Source organism: Mesorhizobium sp. RSR380A (genome assembly GCF_054719385.1).
Window position 1 is genome coordinate 185474 of the sequence record NZ_JBTTIB010000001.1, and the last position, 17096, is coordinate 202569.

A 17096-nucleotide genomic window follows, 5' to 3' on the forward strand; every position below is an offset into this window, starting at 1 on the left:
CATCGGGCCAGCCTAAAAACCCTATTCTTGTTCACTTTGACCAAGAACCGACGTTAGAGGGACGCCAGCACTTCCTGCGATTTCAGATCATCGCCCCACATCACCGTTTCGCCGTAGGTGTCCGGGCATGGCTCTGCGTCGGCGCCTTCCTCGTCGTCGGCGTTGTCTAGCTCCAGATCATCAAGGCAGCCAAGCGACGGCTCGTCGTCTGCCGTTTCCTCCAGATCGCAATCCGCCTGCATGAGATCCAGTGCCGTTGTCAGGCTCGTGGCACGGTCCAGGAGGTCGTTGAGTCGCTTCTCGACGGACTGGCGCCAGACGCGCGGGTCTGTTCCCCTAGGCATGCCGTAGGGCTTAGAACGCGAATGTGGCCGGTCATGACACGCGTTCCTGATCGAGGAACGCTAGCGCCGTCATCGTTTCATCACGGTGCCACCGGCTCGTTTCGCCGGCATCAAGCAATGTTTGGAAAAGGCGGTTGCATACTGTCTTATCGATAGGCTTTGCTCGGAGGCTTGCGCTGTAGGCATCGTGTGCCGCGCTCAGGGCGGCCAGCGCTGCCTGCCACGCATTGATCTTCTCCATCAGATCGGACGGGATAGTTGCGGGCGGCGCCAGCGCTACAGGGCCCGCTATGGCCGGAAGCGAGGCCAGTCCGACCAGCAAATGCCGCCGGTCGCTGGTTGTTGCCTGTGATGTCATGTTGAAGTGTCCCCAGGAAGGGCTGTTCAGGCCCGCATGGCGAGCAGCGCCATAGCCGGGGTTGAACACTTGCCTGGAAGACAAGCCGAACGCCTTTAAGGTTTCCCTCTGGACATAGCGTCCGCCCCCGGCCATAAAAGCCGAGTTGGACGCCCGCCAAGGCGCTCCACATGCGTCTAGGAAGCCTGTCAGGGCATCCAAGTTTCGCTTTTTCGGTGAAGCCGCCCCGCCAAGGGTTGCGCCGCCGTATTCCAGGTCCGGGTGTTAGCCCACGGACACACTTTGCTTATTCGCTGATTTCGTCAAGCACTCGCTTCGAAGGGAGGCTGCTTGCGTTCGCGCTCATCTGGCGCGATGCTTGTTCACGGGGGGAAGTATGCTCATCGCACTTGTCGCATTGGGGTCTGGTTTAAGCGTGACCGTCGATTCGCTGATGATCGACAATCGGCGCCACATCGCCAGTGCCATCGCTCGTGTCACAAACTCCGGCACGAACGCCTTCGACTCTGTTTTCGTCAGTTGCGCATTCATGGATTCCGCCGGGAGGGCTGTTCAAGTAGGCGGTGCTCTCCTCTCCAACCTGGCACCTGGAGAGACGGCGTTTGGATCGGCTGACGTCGACACCTCACTGGTAACAGCGCCTATAGCGAGCGCATCCTGCCGAATTGGCCTGACGCAGCCATAGGAACGAAGTGAAATGACCGATCAGATTTACCAGTTTGCTTTGCAAACTCTCGGATCTGTTCTGCTATATGGTGGCTCCATCGCCGCCGCTGCCTACGCAATTTTCCGGTTCTTCGGCGAGCCTTGGCTGAAGTCGAAATTCGACAAGCAGCTCGAAGCGCTGAAGAGTGGCCAAGAGCAGGAATTGGAACGGCTGCGCTTTCGGATCAACACCTTGTTCGATCGTGCGACTAAGCTCCATCAGAGTGAGTTTGAAGTTCTGCCGGAGATGTGGAACCGGCTAGTCATGGCTCACAACGCCATCGGCGCCTTTACCAATGAGTTCCAGCAGTACCCCGTTTTGGATCGCATGAGCGACGTGGAGCTTGACGAGTATTTACACGGTACGGCACTGAAGCCATCCGAAAAGGATGCAATTCGGCAATCGGGCCGAAAGACAAACGAATACATCAAGAGAATCTTCGGCCACCGCTACGTAGACAGCAACACTGCGCTACGTGATTATGCGGTCTACCTAGCTACGAAAGGAATTTTCTTAAAGCCGTCAATGCGTGATAAATTCAAGGAACTGGAGCAGATCCTGAACAAGGCCTTGATCGAGCATGTCTTCAACGAGAGAGAGGATATCAGGCCTCGCGAGCGCACTGCCCGAAGGGCTTTTCAGGATCGCGGCGAACCTCTCATGAAAGAAATCGAAGCTGATGTAGAATCGCGGTTGTGGTCGATCGAGGAGACTGTATAGCGGTCGTGCCTTTCGCCCCGCTCTACATCGCCGCAATCACCGCCTCGATGCTCGCCAGCGCGGTCTGGCGATACCGGCAGCGGGACATGTCTTAAGCGGGGGAGCGGCCAGCTGGTCGAGCGTCCAGCCTATTTCGGTAAATGCGCAAGAGTACGTCGCGAGCAGTCTCGGCGCGTTCTCGCGTGCAGCCCATAAGTATTCTTCCGCCCAAGGTTGCGGGCTCGTCGGCAACGTCATCCCATACCATCCAAGCGCCGGCCGGATCGAGAATGCAACTAAATCTATCTGGGCTTTCTTCCATCGACCCATCCCCAATGGGTGGGAGAGTTTCATTATTTTAGCAATCGCGCAAGTAATGACCGGCGCGCACCACTACTTCGTTTGGTCAAAGTTAATTGCAGTGCAGAGGAAAGCCTAGCGTAACTAGTTGAATGGCATTTTATTAAAATGCCCTTCAAAATCAGTATTTGCGGAGTGAAAGGCTAATGCCTCTTCGGCGCGCTGTGCCATGGTAGGCTGCTGTTGCTTTGGAAGTTCCGTACCGCCAAAGGCTTTGAACCTAGCGCCAATCTGCCCCCGCGATGCGCCGCGTGAATGCCCGCTCGACTCCAGCAACAGCCTCATCCTTCGTTTCGACTGTTCCGCGCGCGCCGCCGTCGTGGCAGGTCCAGAACCAAGTGCCTACGGCTGGGCCGTGCATCGTCTTCATGATGCGGCCGACCTTTTCCTGATGGAACGCTGCGGCGAAATCGAAGGGCGCCGTCTGCCCTCCTATGACGGTCCGCGACCAGGCCAGCCACACGCGAGCACCCCGGCCGAGCACAAACTTGAACGCCTCGTCCTGTTTCTCGAACGTCTGGAGGATCGCGCTTCCGTCGAGGACCTGAAAGCCGATTTGATAGGCGAAGCGGACGGTAAGGCGATCTGCTGCTGGCATGGCGTTCAATCTTCCTCGCGGAAATCCTGCAGCGAGGCATGCCTAAGGTCATCCTCGCCGCGCAAGTGCTTCACTCGTCCGATAAGGCCCGGCTTGACCCATTGCGTGGCCGGCCGCTTCATGCCCTTCGGCGCCGGCCCAGCGTGCTCCTGGACGCGCTTCCATAGCCGTTCCCGGATTGCCCGGCCGGAGTTGATGAACGCCGAGCCGACATACTGCCCGGTCTTCCGATCGGCCATCAGCGCAAAGGCCGGCTTGCCCGGCTCCCGCTCAACGCCGAGCAGGTCGTATTCCTCCACCATGTAGCTCTTGATCTTCAGCCAGGCGGTCGACCGGCCGCTGCGGTATTTGCTGTCACGGCGCTTCGATACCATGCCCTCAAGGCCGGCTTCATCAATGAGGTGGAATATGGCTTTAGCGTCTCCGGGCAGCGCCTGGCTGAATTGGATGCGAATGTTGGCTGGGATCATGCTTTCAAGGATCTCACGCCGCTCCTCTAGCGCCATATCGCGCAGATCGTGGCCATTGAGGTGGAGGAGATCGAAGGCAACGAAATAGAGATCGTGCTGCCGGCGTGTGATGGCCTTGCGCAGTTCGCCGAAGTCGGAAAGGCCGGCTTCGTTCAGGACGATGATTTCTCCGTCTATGATTGCGCTCTCGGCGCCGAGCTCTGCGCTTGCGGTCACGATGTCGCGGTATTTGGTTGTCCAGTCGAGCCCGCGACGGGTGTAGATCCGCGTGCCGTCCTCGTCGATGATCATCTGGGAACGGTAGCCGTCAAACTTCACCTCGTGAGTCCATCCATCGCCCTCGGGAGGCTTCTCCACCAAGGTCGGCATTAACGGCTCGATGAACTTCAAACGCATGCACTGACCCACACCCGGCGATTCAAGCCGCGAGCCCGAAATCGGTTCCGGAACATTTTAGACGAATTGCATGTTTGAAGAGTTATGAAGATTGAAGCCGACGAATGCCGGTCAGCGCTGACGCTCATCCGGCGCACAATCGAGGACCACTGCCCGCCCGGCGTGCTGCCCAGCGAGGAAGCTGTGAACGGTCTCTATGGGCCGGGGCTCATGGATGATGCGGAAGCGCTGGCTGCTGCCATCGTCGCAACAATCGACCAGATGCAACTGCGCGTGATGGTGAAACCACCGTCCCCAAGCATCAAGTCCTAGACGCCCCGTGACGACCGGCTGTTTTGCTTTGCGCAAAGCTTTCGGCCGGCGGGTCCGTCAACCGGCTACCCTCAGAAGCAGTGCGACACCGATCGCATAAGGGATCAGCACTGCCGCCAAGGCGACCCACATGCCCGGATCGGCGAATACCCGCATCTGGCTGCGAAGCTGTTCCATGGCACCAAACGGCAAAAGGCCCGCTGTGTTCCCAAAAGCGCAAAAAAGCCGGCCACCTTTCGGCAGCCGGCCAGTTCCAACAGAAGGGAACGGTGCACTGATGGGGCAGTGCAACGCCCGAAGTGTTTCGAGGCTACAATGTTCCAAGGGGATTCACATTGAACCCGGTTCGATCTAGAATCTGGTCATACGACCTTCGACTGTATCTCCAACGTCCTCACAGAGCCCCGCCAGACGCATGACGTAACGTCAAGAATCAGATATCGCTGTGTTGCGGCGGACCTGATTACCGTCCGGCCGGCGCTGATCAGGCAATCTCCCACTGCGGCGCCGGCCATTTTCGTTGCACCCCGCGCGGGAGCCGCCTTGGCTGACGTCCATTAGCTCCCGCTCATCTTGACCCCGGGCGCAATGTATTGTCCGTATATGAACTCGACGAGTGAGGGCATGTAGGCGGCCCCCGCGCGGCTGTCGAGCGATGTTTGAGGGAGCAGCGCATTGTTCGTCGATTACTACGAACTCTTGGAGATCAGCCCAAACGCCAACTCGGAGACACTTGAGCGAATATTCCGCTACTTTGCGATGCGCTATCATCCCGACAATCAGCAAACTGGAAACGAAGCCCGCTTCAGCGAAATAGTAGAAGCACACAACGTCTTGAAGGATCCCGTTAAGCGCGCCCAGTACGATATCTCCTATCGAGAGCATGCCGGTGAGCGGCTTAAATTGGTCGAGGAGGCAAGCGACCCCAAAGGGGTCGAGAAGGATGCTTTGGTCCAGGCCAAACTGCTTTCGCTGCTCTATGTGAAGCGCCGCCAGGATGTCGGCAATCCGGGCATTGGCGACGTCGAAATCGAACGGTTGTTAGGCTGTCCACCAGAGCATCTGGAGTTTCATCTCTGGTACATGAAGGCAAAGGGATGGATTGCAAGAATTGAGAACGGGACAATCGCGATCACGGTTGAAGGCGTCGATCGCGCCGATTCCGAACTGCGTCGCGATACCAGCATTCGGCTCCTGAGTAGAGAATAGAGAGGGTATCTGCCCAAGATTCCGCAAGGCTCCAGGGGAGCCTCGCGCGTCATTTTGCCGAGACCAGATCGGCTGAGGAAATAGGGTCTTCGGTGGCCGCTTGCGGGCGGGGGCAATGAGGATCATGCTGACGCTGGTCCTATCGCTTCCCTCGAAGTAGGCCAGCGAGCCCTATTGTGAGGCAGTCCGGCATGTAGGATTGTAGTCCTCGTTGCGGCGACCCCCTCAAGCGGAGATCGCCAATGGCCAGAACCAAACCTTCCGAACAGCTTTCCCGGGCTGAAATCGAGCGCTTCATCGCGGCAGCCGAAGCGCTGCACAAGAGCATCGTCGGGCCGCTCCTGGCGTATCACAGCGAGCACTACCAAGCTCTACGTGAGGTCCATCGACCGCTGTTGAAGTCGGTTCAGACCATTACCGGCAAGAGGGCGCCATTCATCCAGCCGAACATGACAGGACCGGCACAGCCGCGGGAGAAGCCTCCGGGCTAGTTCTCCTCGCGGAAGTCCTGCAGTGAGGCGTGGCGGAGGTCCTCCTCGCCGCGCAGGTGCTTCACAGCTCAAACTCATACGGGCACTCGGGAAAGGACCGAGTTTAAATCGGGTTATGGTTGCAGCGCGGATTAGACCATCAGGCGTTAATTGCTGCGCTGTCATTCTGCGGGTAGGATCGGGGTGTGGTTAATGCCACTCTCCAGTGTGGTCGGCACCGTCACGTCACCCAACTGTAACGTTGCCCCCGACAGCGCCGACCACGCTCAATGTTGGCCGATTAGGCCGGGGCCTCCCCTGTACGAAACTGTACCTTTGAACCTCCTTTGCAAAAAAAAGAGTGAATAAATCCCTTCGCCGGAAGGGAGGCCGCGATGGATCTAAAGCATTTAGAAACTGACTAATGTCAGGCGAGGAATTTTCTCGAGCAAGCGCTCATCCATCCTTTTTCGAAGGCCTGTTGGATGTTGGCGCCGAGGTGAAGTGGTGTTTTATCTGCGGCGCTTCGATCACTTGCTTGAGAGCGTGTATTCGCATTGGGAAGTGCAGTGAAGATCGCGATGGAGCGGGATGCGGCGCGGTAATCGGGCGGAAACACTTACCCAACCGTAGGGTAAGGGCCGCTATCTAAAAGCCCGCCAACCTTTCGGTGGGCGGGCCTCCAGTGTCGGAACTGGAGAGTGTCATGTCGACAGCTCCGGCACTTGCGAACGATTGGTTAGTGGCGCCAGATCAGCAGGCAGAGCTGGCGCAGGTCACGATCATAAACGCCCCGGCTCTCGATCACGTCGATGCAGCGCTTCTTGAACCGAGTGATTTCGGCGCTCGACATAGCGTCGACAATGCGAGTCAGATCCGTATTGGTCGAATTGTCGGGGGACTCGGTTCCGACAGTGGCACCGCTCGTGCCAATGGGTGCAGTGGTTCCGTCGTCGCCAACTGCGGCGTTCGCCGGCATGCAAAGATTTGCGAGAACGGCTCCAATGGCCATGCTTCCCACCAGGATATCAAAGATCTTTGTCATAATGCGCCTCCAAGGCTGTCAGCCCATTTTTCAAACCAAGGCCGGCGGTGTTTTAGCTCGCAACCAGCGGGACGGTGTGGTCGTTGAGTGATTGATTGGGTATTGATCGAAAAACGGGAACGCGATCAGATACGCGTATCGGCCGTAAGATGTGCCATGCGGAAACCTCCGCTGTCGGCATTAATTATGATCGTGACCACGACATCCTCCAAACCAGATCCGGGTGAAGATGCTGAAAGACATAGCTCATTAGAAGCACGAATAGATGAATGAATGTCTAAAAACTCCATACCTATTCTTGGCAATGACAGTGACGAAGTGAATTGTGTTAAGGCGTTCTTAGCCGTGTTAACCGTTGACAAGCGTGAGGCGAGTTCCTGCGGTATCGCGTTCAGCTCCGCCTTTGCGGCGTTAGGATGCGCGCCTCTCGCAAAAGCGATGACCAGTTGTGGAGCTGCTATTTGTTCTCCTCGCGGAAGTCCTGCAGCGATGCATGCCGCAGGTCATCCTCGCCGCGCAGGTGCTTCACAAGACCGATCAGCCCTGGCTTGATCCATTGCGTCGCTGGCCGCTTCATGATGCCCTTGGGCGCCGTGCCTGGGTGCTCCTGGACGCGTTTCCATAGCCTCTCGCGCATTTCCCGGTTCAAGGTGACGAACGCGCTGCCGACATAGCGCCCTGTTCCCCGCTCGGCCATGAGAGCGAAAGCCGGCTTGCCAGCTTCACGCTCGACGCCGAGCAGATCGAACTCGTCAATCGCATAGCACTTGGCCTTCAGCCAGTTGGTCGACGGACCGCTTCGGTATTTGCTGCCCTTCCGCTTCGACACCATGCCTTCATGTCCGGCCTGGTCGAGCAAGTGAAAGATGGCCTTGGCTTCCCCCGGCAAGGGCTCGCTGAACTGAATACGCCCGCCGCGCACGATCATGCTGGACAGGATCTCGCGCCGCTCCTCCAGCGCCATGTCTCGCAGATCATGGCCGTTAAGGTGAAGCAGATCAAAGGCAACAAAATACAAGTCGTGCTGCCGGCGGGTGATAGCTCTGCGCAGCGCTGCGAAATCCGAAAGGCCCTTGTCGTTCAGAACGACGATCTCGCCGTCGACAATGGCGCTTTCGGCACCAAGGCGCTTGGCCTCTCTCACCATGTCGCGATATTTTGCCGTCCAGTCGTGGCCATTGCGCGTATAAATGCGCGTGCCGACTTCATCAATGATCATCTGCGATCGGTAGCCGTCGAACTTGACTTCGTGGGTCCAGCCTTCACCCTCGGGAGGCTTCTCCACAAGGGTCGGCATCAACGGCTCGATGAACTTCAAACGCATGTACTGACCACCCTCCGGCGATTCAATAAGATGAAGCTAAAATAGTTCCGAAACCGGAATCAGCCTCTTGGGTGCAACAAACACGTCAACTCGGCGTTGCGGGATGAGCGAAGGAGGAATCGATATGGCCGACGACAAGAGCAAGCGGGATTTTCGTGATCGGGACCGTGTCTCGGCCGATGAGGATTATGAAGTCGAATATTTCGCAACAAAGACCGGCATCACACCCCAGCAGGTCAAAGAGCTGATCGCGAAGCACGGCAACCAACGCGAGACTTTGGAGCGGGTAGCCAAGGCGCTGCGGAAACAATGACCAGGCTGTCTGATCTCGGCAGACCACTAATCGGGCACCGACATGAAGGCCCGCCCGCGAGCGAACTGGCGCATTTCCTCCCTTGCCCTGTTTGCGGGCAACAGATTGATATGCGCGATTTTCGCCAGGTCACTTATCATGCCGATCCGGAGCACGAGCCGCTCGAACTGGACGCTTAGGACCAAAAGTGCCGAAATACCACGTTGAGGAAATGGACGGCGATACCGTAACGGCTACCCACATCGTCCACGCGACAACGCCGATCAGGGCGGCGCGGGAAGCGACAGAGCGCGACGTCACTCTGCGCACCAGCGAGCCCATCTGGATCAGGGTTGCCGACGAAAAGCGCGGCCACATATTCGAATACAGTTTCAGCCTGTAGGTGGCGATCAACTCGGCTACTGAGTTTTTGAATGGCATACCATGCCGTCGACCTCGATACGCAAGTTCGACTATGACCCGAACACCAGGGTTCTCTCGGTTTGGTTTGTAGCGAGCGGGAAGAAATACGAGTTTTTGGACGTACCTGCTGAGGCGTTTGCCGCGTTCAAAGCTGCCTTTGCCAAGGGCGTCTATTTTAACAGCCACATCCGGAACCGTTATGCATTCCGGCTCGCCAGGGAGGGCAGCGGGCCCGACGGGCGATTGACAGAGTCTCAGAACCACCTCGATCCCGGCGAGCCTAGACCTGATCAGAGTACGCGATCAGGACAGGGGATCAGCCGGCGATAGTGGCGTGTGTTGCAAGTCAAGCACTGTGAAGCACAGCATCCAGATCGGACCTGCTGCCGTGTCGAATGGAATAGGCGCGAGTGATTTCCGCACCAAAAAGAAAAATTTCCGCCGAGTAGTAAGCCCACAACAGGATGACGAGGAGCCCACCGGCGGCCCTATATGAGGCCGCGACCGCGCTGGAGCCTATATACCAACCGATAAGCGATTTCCCGAGGGTGAACAGGGCAGCGGTCACAACAGCGCCAATCCAGACATCCCGCCATTCCAGGGTTCGATCAGGCAAGACCTTGAAGATAGCGGCGAAAATGGCAGCGAGGAGGACAAAAGAAACGACCGCGTTGATAACGCCCAGGACAAGTGTCCCGAACGGCAACTGTGCGTTGATGAGGTTGCCTAGGGCCGAAATCGCCGCGCTCGCGACTAGAGAGACGAGCAACATGAAGCCAAGTGCGGTGACCAGTCCCAGACTTACCGCACGTGCGCGCACCAGGCGCGACAACGAACTGCCCTGCGCTTCGACCTTCCATATCATGTTCAAAGACTGCTGTATTTCGCCGAAGACCCCGGAAGCGCTCACAAGCAAGGTGATGATGCCAATCACCGCCGCCCAGGTGCCGCCGGATGGCTTTTCGGATGCGCTCTTCAGTGCGGTTTGAAGGATATTTGCGCTTTCTGTACCCATCATCCCTGTGATTTGGGCGGACAATGCCGCTTGCGCTGCCTCGTGACCGAATGCGAGACCCGCAATTGCAACCACGATGAGCAGAATTGGCGCCAACGATGTTGTGGCATAAAAAGCGATTGCTGCGCCATGGCTGAGAGCGTTGTCGTTGACGAACCCAACGACGGCTTCTCGCACCATTGCCCATGCATTTGTGATCGCGCGATGCATTTTGCGCCCAGTCGAATTGGCGTTCACTAGCAATGCACCAGCACATCTGATGTTCCGGTTGCGGGCTGTGGCAGGAGTTTCGCACCGACTTCCGCGGAGGGTCGCCGGCATAGAACTTCCGCTCCGATGCGCTCGCATCGCCTTCGCCCCCATTTCGGGACGCGCATTTGATAATGGTTTTCTCAAGATCATTTTAGTTCGTTCGGAGACCATAGAAGCGGAGGCTGGCTCGTTTGCACCGACAAGGACAACAGCACGGAGGAGGTGTTGGAGGCGGCGCAGGAAGCTGACGTGCATCCTGCGATCTCCGCCGGCCGCTGGCGGTACGAGCATCCGGACTATCGCCGCTTTTCCAAGCTGATTGGTCGAGGTGAGATTAAAACCGTCCTGAGCCTCAATATCGCTTTGAGGCGCCAAAGCTGCCAACGCGGTACCACCGTGTCTGCTTTCAGGCAGCGGCAACCAACGTCGTTGCGGCCAAGATCGCGCCACCAGCGGAATGGCACCTTTCCGCTGGTTTGCACCAGAAGCAGACCTTCTGCTCTCGTTCCATATACTGCCGGACCGCATGCGCCTCATATCGGTCATTCAGAACAGCAGCCGCCTCTTTTCCGATGCCAACGCCTGAGCCTTTTGTGAGACCTAGGCGCAGCTTGCCGGCCGCAGCCTGTCCCAATTGGGACGAATAGTTGGCACCCATATTGCAAATCGACTACTCCTAAAGCTGCCGGACCGCTCTCGTGATGAGCCGCCAGTCGGCTAAGCGCCTCGTCGGTCTTTGAGCTGGCCCCAGCGGATCCCAAAAGAAGAAATTCGAGCGTACAGGCGACGTGAGGGAGGATACCCGAAGCCGCGTGAACGAGGCTGCAAGGTCGATCGGATTTCAGTTCAATCGACAAGCAATTGATTTTCGCCGGGGTCGTTCCGATTCGCTTATTGTTCTGGTGTCGGACATCGCGAACCCGTTCTTTCCGGTATTCTTCAAGGGATCGAAAAGGAGGCTCGGGAACGCGGATTTACGATGTTGATCGGGGACACCTCTGCTGGCCCGCAGTGCGAGGCCACCTACGTCGGGATGCTGGCTTTGGCGCCCCCATTTGTAGCACGTTAGGTAGCACAATAGGTAACACAAAAGGTCAAAACAGAGCAATGGCCACAGCCGTTTGCGTCTGATTTTTCAAGTTAATTCGCCGACCGCCAACGCGAACAGACGCGCATGGTCCCGTCCGTATAGCGTTGTTAATCCGGCAGTAGCATCTCCTCTTCATCGGCCGCGGCTTCGAACAGCAGCCGGAAGTCATTACCCGGCATCTTGCCATCCATCGCAGATAGGCAAGCCTCGGCCGCCAGCCTCCACTTGGGGCCACGATTGGACCACTTTAGGAGCTCCTCGGCGGCGGCATCAACGCGGTTGACGCCAAGGCGAAGTCCCGGGCGCTCGGTCTTCACATAAACTGGAGGGTTGAACCAACGGTGGGGCATCACGCTTCCCGAACGTCGAAGGCGATGAACAGTCTCCAAACGGAGGCTGAATTGACGATCATTTCGACCAACTGGCAGTCAGTCTCACGAAGATCACGGCCGCGCTCGCGCACCGCTGCAATGGTCGCCTTGACGGAAATTATGTCGCCGGGTTGAGAGCCCAACAGGGCCTCGCGGACCAGCTCCTTGGCCGTTTGCTGCACATGCCGAACAGGTGCTTGAACGTCCATCCCATCCTCCCAGAGAGATAGAACCTCAATCAGCTATTCTGTGGCGCGCTTTCCGAAAAAGGCAAGAGCCGGAAACGTACAAAGCAGGTTGCCGCAAACACCGCATTTCGGAACGGGACCCGCCCTTTGCTCATTATTGGTGGAATCAATTTATGAATGCAAATCCAAGGAATTTACGCCGTGCTCGCCAAGGATGGACAAAGCGGAGGGTATACCCGGCTTTTCGAGCGGAGGCCTGATGATCGTCCCATGGACGTGTTGATCCAATGGCGCAACGTCGCAGGCGCGAACTTGCAAATCTTCCATGATAAACGGCGAATGATAAAAAGCCCGCTGACGTCTGGAGACGCTGCAGGGATGGCCCGCGCCTGCTTCGGAGGCTGCGCGGGCCGACCATGACGAGTGGAGAGGACATCTTGGTCACCGGCACGGACCGCTGAAGAACGAGCCAGCTGTGGCCAAACAGCCTCAGAGCGGGAATGTTCCCGCCTGACGCAAAAACACCGTGGCTCAGCCGGCGGGCTCCGTTGCAGGGGCACTCAGGATAGTGCCACGGGCGCGGCGTCTGGGGTCAATGCAGTTTGCCGACTAGCCGAGCGTATTCGGCTTCAGCCCTGCCATATGACCCATCAGCCAGCGCAATCAGACGCGCTCGGTCAAGAATGACTACCTCTCCTCGCATTGAGCGTATCAGACCTTGGCCCTCCAAGGTTTGCAGCGCTATGGTGACGCCGGGCCGCCTGACACCGAGCATAACTGACAAGAACTCGTGCGTAATCGCAAAGCGGTTCCCGTCGACGCGATCATCACACATCACCAGCCATCTTGAGAGCCTGTCGACGATGTTCATCCGGGCATTGCCGAGAGCGGTGAAGCTTGCCTGGAGGTGAAAGTAGTGAACGTAGCGGAGCAGAAAAGTTCGCAGGGTTGGGCTTGTCAAAAGCGCCTTGCTGAAGAGGCCCGCGTCTATACCAAAGGCTCGGGCTTCTAATTGCACGTAACAATCGTGCGTTGATCGGTCATCGCCCATGACGAGCGCTGAGCCGGTCATGCCCTCACAACCAATGATTCCGATCTCAGCTTCGATACCAGGCCGCAGCTCGCCCACCACTGACCCGAGACCGCTCTCGAAGAAGTACACGGTGCTGATCGGTGACCCCGCCACTTCGAGATGCGTCTTCAGCCCAAGGGAGACGCTTTCGAAATGAGGTTGCAGCAATGCCAAATCTGCCGAGCACATTCGAAGCAGTAGCGAATTGCGATAGATGGAATTTTGGCCGGTGTCGCGTTGCGCGGCAGTGTGAGTTTGTGACCTGGAGTCTGTCATAGCTCCCTCTCCCTATCGGGGCGGAAGCATGTTGATCGCTCACAGCCGACGGACGCCCTTGGAGTTGCCGTCGATGGCACACTCTATGCCTGCGGACCGCGGATGTCCCATTTTTAATTAATTGCGTTGATCGGCCTGAGCCAAGCGTTGGCGCACCCGCGCTAAGACGGCATTCAGATGCTCCAGGAATTCGTCATCACCTTTCGTTGACAAATTGCGTTGTCGAACGCGAGTTACAATGCGCTCCTGGAGTGAAACCGCTGTCTCATAGTGGTCCACGATCAGCTGATATGAAGCGTTCACTGGGGCGGATTCAAAGAGCTGAGCCATTGTGGCAATGTAGTTCCAAGATGATGAGAGTCGATGCGGCCGCTGCTTTGCGTAACAATCGTACAATGTGCTCAAGAATGTGCGGTTACCGGATCTAGACGGCCTATCCGGAGGTGGTGTGGAATTCTGCTGACTCAGCAGCACGGATAGAACTCGTGATCCGCCACGCAGCACGCGCCAGATAGACCAATAGGGCGTAACTAGCGACGCGAGCGCCGCCGCTGCGATGCAGTGAGCCCAATGCGCCGAGGCCCATCAACTTCCACCGGGTCACCTCGGCAGTGGCCGCCTCACCCCGGTCATGTCTTCGCTGAGGGATTTCACCGCGTCTTCAGCCTTGCAAAACGCTGCACCAGCTTGTCGGTCTTGGCGTACATCTTCGATCGGCTGGCGGCTGGGCGCTGCTCGGATTGCTCGTAAGAGAGCGCGGCTCAAGCATCGCTGTCGTTTAATGTCGCGCCGGATCTCGGTTGCGTCTCGCTGAACGCCCTCCATGGACGCCCTTCATCGTTGGGCCACCAGGGTCTTTCTTGTTGTCTGAATAGCCGCCTCCGCGCGTGAGCACCTTGGCAGGCGCTTTCTTTTCGCGCGAAATTGCCATCGTTTTAAAGCGGGAGGGTCGGGATGCAGGTTTTCGATGACATCGAGGCGCTGCTGGATGCGGGTGAAGCCTCGACGGCACTTAAGGAAGTGCGGGCGCTGGTGCATCAATTTGGGCGCGGGTCCAGTGTCTTGGCGGGCGCGATCGACGACCTCATTATCGACCTGTCGACGCTATCATTCGTCGCCGATGCTTACGGAGACCGTATCGCAGAGGCGGCGAGCATGCTGGCTCGAAAAAGACTATTGAAGATCAAGCTGCTCGCACCTCGTCAGAACGTGGAAGCGGTCAGCTAGAGATTGGTGGTCGCTACCAGAAACGTGTCGACCTGCTCGGTGCTCCGAGCGCATCGAAACCTCTCGCCATCATCGGTTCCGTACGGACGAAAGAGCCTCCTGACCTTGCGACCAGATGAAAGCTTGGACTTGCGGCAGACCGCAAGCAGTTGGAGCTTGAATTGCCGACACACTCTCAGGAACCGTTGCCGGGATCGCACTCCATTGGTCGTCGGCCCAGATCCGGCGCGCCTCGCTTAAGGTGCCGGTCGAATATGGCCAGCTTCTCTTCGTAGCCGAGCCGCACTCTGGACCTGCAGCTATCGCATTTGAAACCGGCAATCGTTTTCAGCCAGGATCCCCTTCTCACCATAGGGCGTGAACAGGAGGGGCATTGGAATTCTAAAGGTACGTCGCGCAGTTCATTTGATAGAGGCACTGTGCATGTTCTCCTCAGCGGCACGGCCACTGCAACAAAGTACAAGGAGAAATGTTTCCGGGTTCGGCCATTTGCTCGAAAGAATCGGACCTAAGTCTAAATGGTGAGCGGCCCTGAAACCCATTCGCCTTGGTGTCGGCCTTTGCGTCGGAAATTGAAAATAGCGAGGGTTCGAAGGCGCCCCGGGCGTGAGGCTGGCAAGTGGGCCAAGACGGCGGCGGTAAGGCGGAGCCTGTGGCGATCAAATAACCGGTTCCCCTAGAATCTCCTTTAGCCAGCTCATGGTTCTCAGCCCGTATGCCATTCCGGCGCAGTCGGCAAACCAGTCGAAGACGCTCATGTCACGCCCTGTGACGCATTGAAGGATTTCGATCGCTGCGCCCGTTAAAGCAAGTAGAACCGCCAGCCGGACCACCTGTTGGGGCCAGCCGAGGCTACCCAAAGCCGACAAGGTGGCGAACGCAGCGGCGTGGTTGAGCTTGTCGTGATGAGACGTAAAGGCCAATCCGAGGGCGTGCAGCAGGTGGTCTGGCAATAGGGCGAGCAACAGGATGACTGCCAACGTGGAGAGAAAGGCAGCCCTTGCCATGCTCTGATAAAAGGTCGACTGCGGCAATCTATTCGTAGCACTCCCGGTTCCTAGTTCTCGCTTCCCCGACCGACGCACTGGGCAGGGTCAAACCTACATCTGAGCTAAGAGCGCGAACAACTGGCATGCTTAACTGGCCTCCTGATGTCATCAGTAAGTTCCATGAAACAGCCCATGTCACTCTGGATGGTTCCATAGGGCGCTGCGAATGTCGCCCTCCATTGTGATGAGGCCGAGGGATTCCTGCCGAAAAGGCGCGGCGGAATAGGCGAGCCGTTGGTACCGCTTGCGCCCAGGTGCGATGCGTATCATGCCGGGCACGGCTGGGCGGGAGCGGAACTCTTTCCAGCCTTGGCCCGGCTGTGCAGCCCGGCCGACGCCCTTCTGAATTCAGTTATCGCCCGCGTCGCGGCTAACAGACGAAACCGTTATTTAGTCTGGTCATCCCTGCCTCGGTGATCTCGCCTTTACAGATTCCAATCCTGGACGCTAAGCCAGCAGCGGCCACTCGCTGCTGTCCAATCAACAAGCCTCAAACATCAGGTCGCGGTTATATGCAAAAAAGCCGGCCACCTTTCAGCAGGCGGCCAGTGCAAACAAGGAAGGGAACGTTGCACTGATGGGGCAGTGCACCGTCCGAAGCGTTTCCAGCCGACAATGTTCCACCGACGAGAGAACAAAGAAGGCTTCACCGCCAGCGCACATTCCCCTTAGCCGCGCTGTGTTGCCGTCGGCTAGTCTCTAAAGGCCTTTAACCAGCCACGGATTGGTGTCGTATCCGAGGCGCGGCTTTTCCGGCGTTCCACCGGCCGGCAATTTGGCGGTTCCGGTCGGCCTGCAGTCCAGCTCGAGCACCTGCTTCTTGGCCGAGTGCTTCGTAGAGCAAAGGTCCGTGGCGTCACTCACCACTACCTTCTTCTCCTTGGAAACAGCGACACCAGTCCCAGCGATCACGATCGCCGCGCAAAACACAGCTACTCTCATCATACTCCCCACCGTTGCTCCTCCCCAAAAAGGCTGAGCATGACGTTACGGCACATTTAAATTAGCGCAAGCGAATATTAGCTGCCTAGTCCCCTTCACATCGGCTCTGGTCGCCTCCCCCTTGCTGCTGCGCCTTGCGAAACCGGGAGCGCGATATGGTAGGATGGGCGCATGCCTGCTCATGATCGGAGGGCCGATGTTCATGACTTGAGCTCGACATGGCAGAGGGCTGCAACCGTCAAGTTTCCCAAGTCGTCGTGGCGATGAACGATCGCGTCGAGGATCGCTTACTAAGCGGCGTTTACTAGGTTCCGCTGGTCTAGCCCTACGCGATCACACCATAACCACGTGATGACAAATCAGCCATGTGTGTGGCGCGGCGGGCCTGTTCCGCTTGTGGCCGGCGCCTACCCACCCGGGTTCCCCAACCATGGGCGTCGGCCATTTTCGTTCTCTCAGCTATTATAGGCCTTTGCTATCGGCCTATGTGTTGGCCTTGGATGGCGAGATCGCGGTTAGATCACCTCGTTCGTTTGGATGTTTCGCTGGCGTTGGGAGGAGGCGCATATGTTCGCCAGCCGGCGGATACCACACCGCCCCACCGGTCA

General features: G+C 57.7%; 22 protein-coding genes. 8 read left to right on the forward strand and 14 right to left on the reverse strand.

The window, feature by feature from the left end:
* Nucleotides 1–53: 53 nt before the first annotated feature.
* The 3 genes from ACYG9Z_RS00985 to ACYG9Z_RS00995 all read right to left on the reverse strand — a co-directional run bounded on the left by ACYG9Z_RS00985 (nt 54) and on the right by ACYG9Z_RS00995 (nt 1233).
* On the reverse strand, nt 54–344 hold the full coding sequence (locus ACYG9Z_RS00985) for a hypothetical protein (protein WP_023753193.1): 291 nt from the start codon (nt 342–344) through the stop codon (nt 54–56).
* Between the two features lie 31 nt (nt 345–375).
* Nucleotides 376–786, reverse strand: a complete 411-nt coding sequence (locus ACYG9Z_RS00990; protein ID WP_156931628.1) for a hypothetical protein — start codon at nt 784–786, stop codon at nt 376–378.
* A 258-nt stretch (nt 787–1044) separates the two neighbouring features.
* Nucleotides 1045–1233 carry a hypothetical protein gene (locus ACYG9Z_RS00995; RefSeq protein ID WP_156931630.1) on the reverse strand — a complete coding sequence of 63 codons (189 nt, stop codon included), beginning with the start codon at nt 1231–1233 and terminating at the stop codon, nt 1045–1047.
* A gap of 166 nt (nt 1234–1399) precedes the next feature.
* Here ACYG9Z_RS00995 and ACYG9Z_RS01000 point away from each other — a divergent pair, with 166 nt between their 5' ends.
* Nucleotides 1400–2128, forward strand: coding sequence for a hypothetical protein (locus tag ACYG9Z_RS01000; protein WP_023753195.1), 729 nt, complete (start codon nt 1400–1402; stop codon nt 2126–2128).
* A 559-nt stretch (nt 2129–2687) separates the two neighbouring features.
* On the opposite strand, the gene ACYG9Z_RS01005 is transcribed toward ACYG9Z_RS01000, so the two are convergent.
* The gene (locus ACYG9Z_RS01005; RefSeq protein ID WP_023753196.1) at nt 2688–3065 is read right to left on the reverse strand and encodes a hypothetical protein; all 378 of its coding nucleotides are present in this window, start codon (nt 3063–3065) and stop codon (nt 2688–2690) included.
* A 5-nt stretch (nt 3066–3070) separates the two neighbouring features.
* Nucleotides 3071–3931 (reverse strand): ATP-dependent DNA ligase, encoded by an 861-nt coding sequence (locus ACYG9Z_RS01010; RefSeq protein ID WP_023753197.1) that lies wholly within the window; start codon nt 3929–3931, stop codon nt 3071–3073.
* Nucleotides 3932–4015: 84 nt separating this feature from the next.
* Here ACYG9Z_RS01010 and ACYG9Z_RS01015 point away from each other — a divergent pair, with 84 nt between their 5' ends.
* From ACYG9Z_RS01015 to ACYG9Z_RS01025, 3 genes are all read left to right on the forward strand, one after another.
* Nucleotides 4016–4243, forward strand: coding sequence for a hypothetical protein (locus ACYG9Z_RS01015; RefSeq protein WP_023753198.1), 228 nt, complete (start codon nt 4016–4018; stop codon nt 4241–4243).
* Between the two features lie 675 nt (nt 4244–4918).
* Nucleotides 4919–5452 (forward strand): J domain-containing protein, encoded by a 534-nt coding sequence (locus ACYG9Z_RS01020; RefSeq protein ID WP_023753199.1) that lies wholly within the window; start codon nt 4919–4921, stop codon nt 5450–5452.
* 242 nt (nt 5453–5694) lie between these two features.
* Complete coding sequence (locus tag ACYG9Z_RS01025) at nt 5695–5943, forward strand: hypothetical protein (protein ID WP_023740341.1); 249 nt, start codon at nt 5695–5697, stop codon at nt 5941–5943.
* Nucleotides 5944–6661: 718 nt separating this feature from the next.
* Here the strand turns inward: ACYG9Z_RS01025 and ACYG9Z_RS01030 are convergent.
* Nucleotides 6662–6967: a hypothetical protein gene (locus ACYG9Z_RS01030; protein WP_023753200.1), complete on the reverse strand. Its 306-nt coding sequence runs from the start codon at nt 6965–6967 to the stop codon at nt 6662–6664.
* Between the two features lie 457 nt (nt 6968–7424).
* Nucleotides 7425–8291, reverse strand: a complete 867-nt coding sequence (locus ACYG9Z_RS01035) for an ATP-dependent DNA ligase (protein ID WP_023753201.1) — start codon at nt 8289–8291, stop codon at nt 7425–7427.
* Between the two features lie 124 nt (nt 8292–8415).
* On the opposite strand from ACYG9Z_RS01035, the gene ACYG9Z_RS01040 reads away from it, so the two are divergent.
* From ACYG9Z_RS01040 to ACYG9Z_RS01050, 3 genes are all read left to right on the forward strand, one after another.
* Complete coding sequence (locus tag ACYG9Z_RS01040; RefSeq protein ID WP_023708231.1) at nt 8416–8604, forward strand: DUF3606 domain-containing protein; 189 nt, start codon at nt 8416–8418, stop codon at nt 8602–8604.
* Between the two features lie 187 nt (nt 8605–8791).
* Entirely contained in the window at nt 8792–8986 is a 195-nt protein-coding gene (locus ACYG9Z_RS01045; protein WP_031244300.1) for a hypothetical protein, read from the forward strand.
* A 41-nt stretch (nt 8987–9027) separates the two neighbouring features.
* Nucleotides 9028–9336, forward strand: coding sequence for a KTSC domain-containing protein (locus ACYG9Z_RS01050; RefSeq protein ID WP_023753203.1), 309 nt, complete (start codon nt 9028–9030; stop codon nt 9334–9336).
* A gap of 16 nt (nt 9337–9352) precedes the next feature.
* Here the strand turns inward: ACYG9Z_RS01050 and ACYG9Z_RS01055 are convergent, their stop codons facing one another.
* From ACYG9Z_RS01055 to ACYG9Z_RS01075, 5 genes are all read right to left on the reverse strand, one after another.
* The gene (locus ACYG9Z_RS01055; protein WP_348524882.1) at nt 9353–10258 is read right to left on the reverse strand and encodes a YihY/virulence factor BrkB family protein; all 906 of its coding nucleotides are present in this window, start codon (nt 10256–10258) and stop codon (nt 9353–9355) included.
* 1212 nt (nt 10259–11470) lie between these two features.
* The gene (locus ACYG9Z_RS01060; protein WP_023669677.1) at nt 11471–11713 is read right to left on the reverse strand and encodes a DUF982 domain-containing protein; all 243 of its coding nucleotides are present in this window, start codon (nt 11711–11713) and stop codon (nt 11471–11473) included.
* The gene (locus ACYG9Z_RS01065; RefSeq protein ID WP_023753206.1) at nt 11713–11943 is read right to left on the reverse strand and encodes a hypothetical protein; all 231 of its coding nucleotides are present in this window, start codon (nt 11941–11943) and stop codon (nt 11713–11715) included. The genes ACYG9Z_RS01060 and ACYG9Z_RS01065 overlap by 1 nt, the downstream gene beginning before the upstream one ends.
* 571 nt (nt 11944–12514) lie before the next feature.
* A complete protein-coding gene (locus tag ACYG9Z_RS01070) occupies nt 12515–13270 on the reverse strand; it encodes a Crp/Fnr family transcriptional regulator (protein ID WP_023753207.1) in 756 nt (251 codons plus the stop codon).
* Nucleotides 13271–14048: 778 nt separating this feature from the next.
* Entirely contained in the window at nt 14049–14201 is a 153-nt protein-coding gene (locus ACYG9Z_RS01075) for a glycosyl hydrolase 108 family protein (RefSeq protein ID WP_156931631.1), read from the reverse strand.
* Between the two features lie 23 nt (nt 14202–14224).
* Here ACYG9Z_RS01075 and ACYG9Z_RS01080 point away from each other — a divergent pair, with 23 nt between their 5' ends.
* Nucleotides 14225–14497: a hypothetical protein gene (locus ACYG9Z_RS01080; protein ID WP_023748966.1), complete on the forward strand. Its 273-nt coding sequence runs from the start codon at nt 14225–14227 to the stop codon at nt 14495–14497.
* 659 nt (nt 14498–15156) lie between these two features.
* Here ACYG9Z_RS01080 and ACYG9Z_RS01085 read toward each other — a convergent pair.
* Nucleotides 15157–15531: a VanZ family protein gene (locus ACYG9Z_RS01085; protein WP_245259987.1), complete on the reverse strand. Its 375-nt coding sequence runs from the start codon at nt 15529–15531 to the stop codon at nt 15157–15159.
* A gap of 714 nt (nt 15532–16245) precedes the next feature.
* On the reverse strand, nt 16246–16410 hold the full coding sequence (locus ACYG9Z_RS01090) for a hypothetical protein (protein ID WP_198020736.1): 165 nt from the start codon (nt 16408–16410) through the stop codon (nt 16246–16248).
* Nucleotides 16411–17096: the final 686 nt, after the last annotated feature.

What these genes read in the sequence shown, in the direction of transcription:
- ACYG9Z_RS00985 (WP_023753193.1), bottom strand. Translation starts at nt 344, where the DNA reads ATGCCTAGGGGAACAGACCCGCGCGTCTGGCGCCAGTCCGTCGAGAAG.
- ACYG9Z_RS00995 (WP_156931630.1), bottom strand. Translation starts at nt 1,233, where the DNA reads ATGAATGCGCAACTGACGAAAACAGAGTCGAAGGCGTTCGTGCCGGAG.
- ACYG9Z_RS01000 (WP_023753195.1), top strand. Translation starts at nt 1,400, where the DNA reads ATGACCGATCAGATTTACCAGTTTGCTTTGCAAACTCTCGGATCTGTT.
- ACYG9Z_RS01005 (WP_023753196.1), bottom strand. Translation starts at nt 3,065, where the DNA reads ATGCCAGCAGCAGATCGCCTTACCGTCCGCTTCGCCTATCAAATCGGC.
- ACYG9Z_RS01010 (WP_023753197.1), bottom strand. Translation starts at nt 3,931, where the DNA reads ATGCGTTTGAAGTTCATCGAGCCGTTAATGCCGACCTTGGTGGAGAAG.
- ACYG9Z_RS01015 (WP_023753198.1), top strand. Translation starts at nt 4,016, where the DNA reads ATGAAGATTGAAGCCGACGAATGCCGGTCAGCGCTGACGCTCATCCGG.
- ACYG9Z_RS01025 (WP_023740341.1), top strand. Translation starts at nt 5,695, where the DNA reads ATGGCCAGAACCAAACCTTCCGAACAGCTTTCCCGGGCTGAAATCGAG.
- ACYG9Z_RS01030 (WP_023753200.1), bottom strand. Translation starts at nt 6,967, where the DNA reads ATGACAAAGATCTTTGATATCCTGGTGGGAAGCATGGCCATTGGAGCC.
- ACYG9Z_RS01035 (WP_023753201.1), bottom strand. Translation starts at nt 8,291, where the DNA reads ATGCGTTTGAAGTTCATCGAGCCGTTGATGCCGACCCTTGTGGAGAAG.
- ACYG9Z_RS01040 (WP_023708231.1), top strand. Translation starts at nt 8,416, where the DNA reads ATGGCCGACGACAAGAGCAAGCGGGATTTTCGTGATCGGGACCGTGTC.
- ACYG9Z_RS01050 (WP_023753203.1), top strand. Translation starts at nt 9,028, where the DNA reads ATGCCGTCGACCTCGATACGCAAGTTCGACTATGACCCGAACACCAGG.
- ACYG9Z_RS01060 (WP_023669677.1), bottom strand. Translation starts at nt 11,713, where the DNA reads ATGCCCCACCGTTGGTTCAACCCTCCAGTTTATGTGAAGACCGAGCGC.
- ACYG9Z_RS01065 (WP_023753206.1), bottom strand. Translation starts at nt 11,943, where the DNA reads ATGGACGTTCAAGCACCTGTTCGGCATGTGCAGCAAACGGCCAAGGAG.
- ACYG9Z_RS01070 (WP_023753207.1), bottom strand. Translation starts at nt 13,270, where the DNA reads ATGACAGACTCCAGGTCACAAACTCACACTGCCGCGCAACGCGACACC.
- ACYG9Z_RS01075 (WP_156931631.1), bottom strand. Translation starts at nt 14,201, where the DNA reads ATGGCAATTTCGCGCGAAAAGAAAGCGCCTGCCAAGGTGCTCACGCGC.
- ACYG9Z_RS01080 (WP_023748966.1), top strand. Translation starts at nt 14,225, where the DNA reads ATGCAGGTTTTCGATGACATCGAGGCGCTGCTGGATGCGGGTGAAGCC.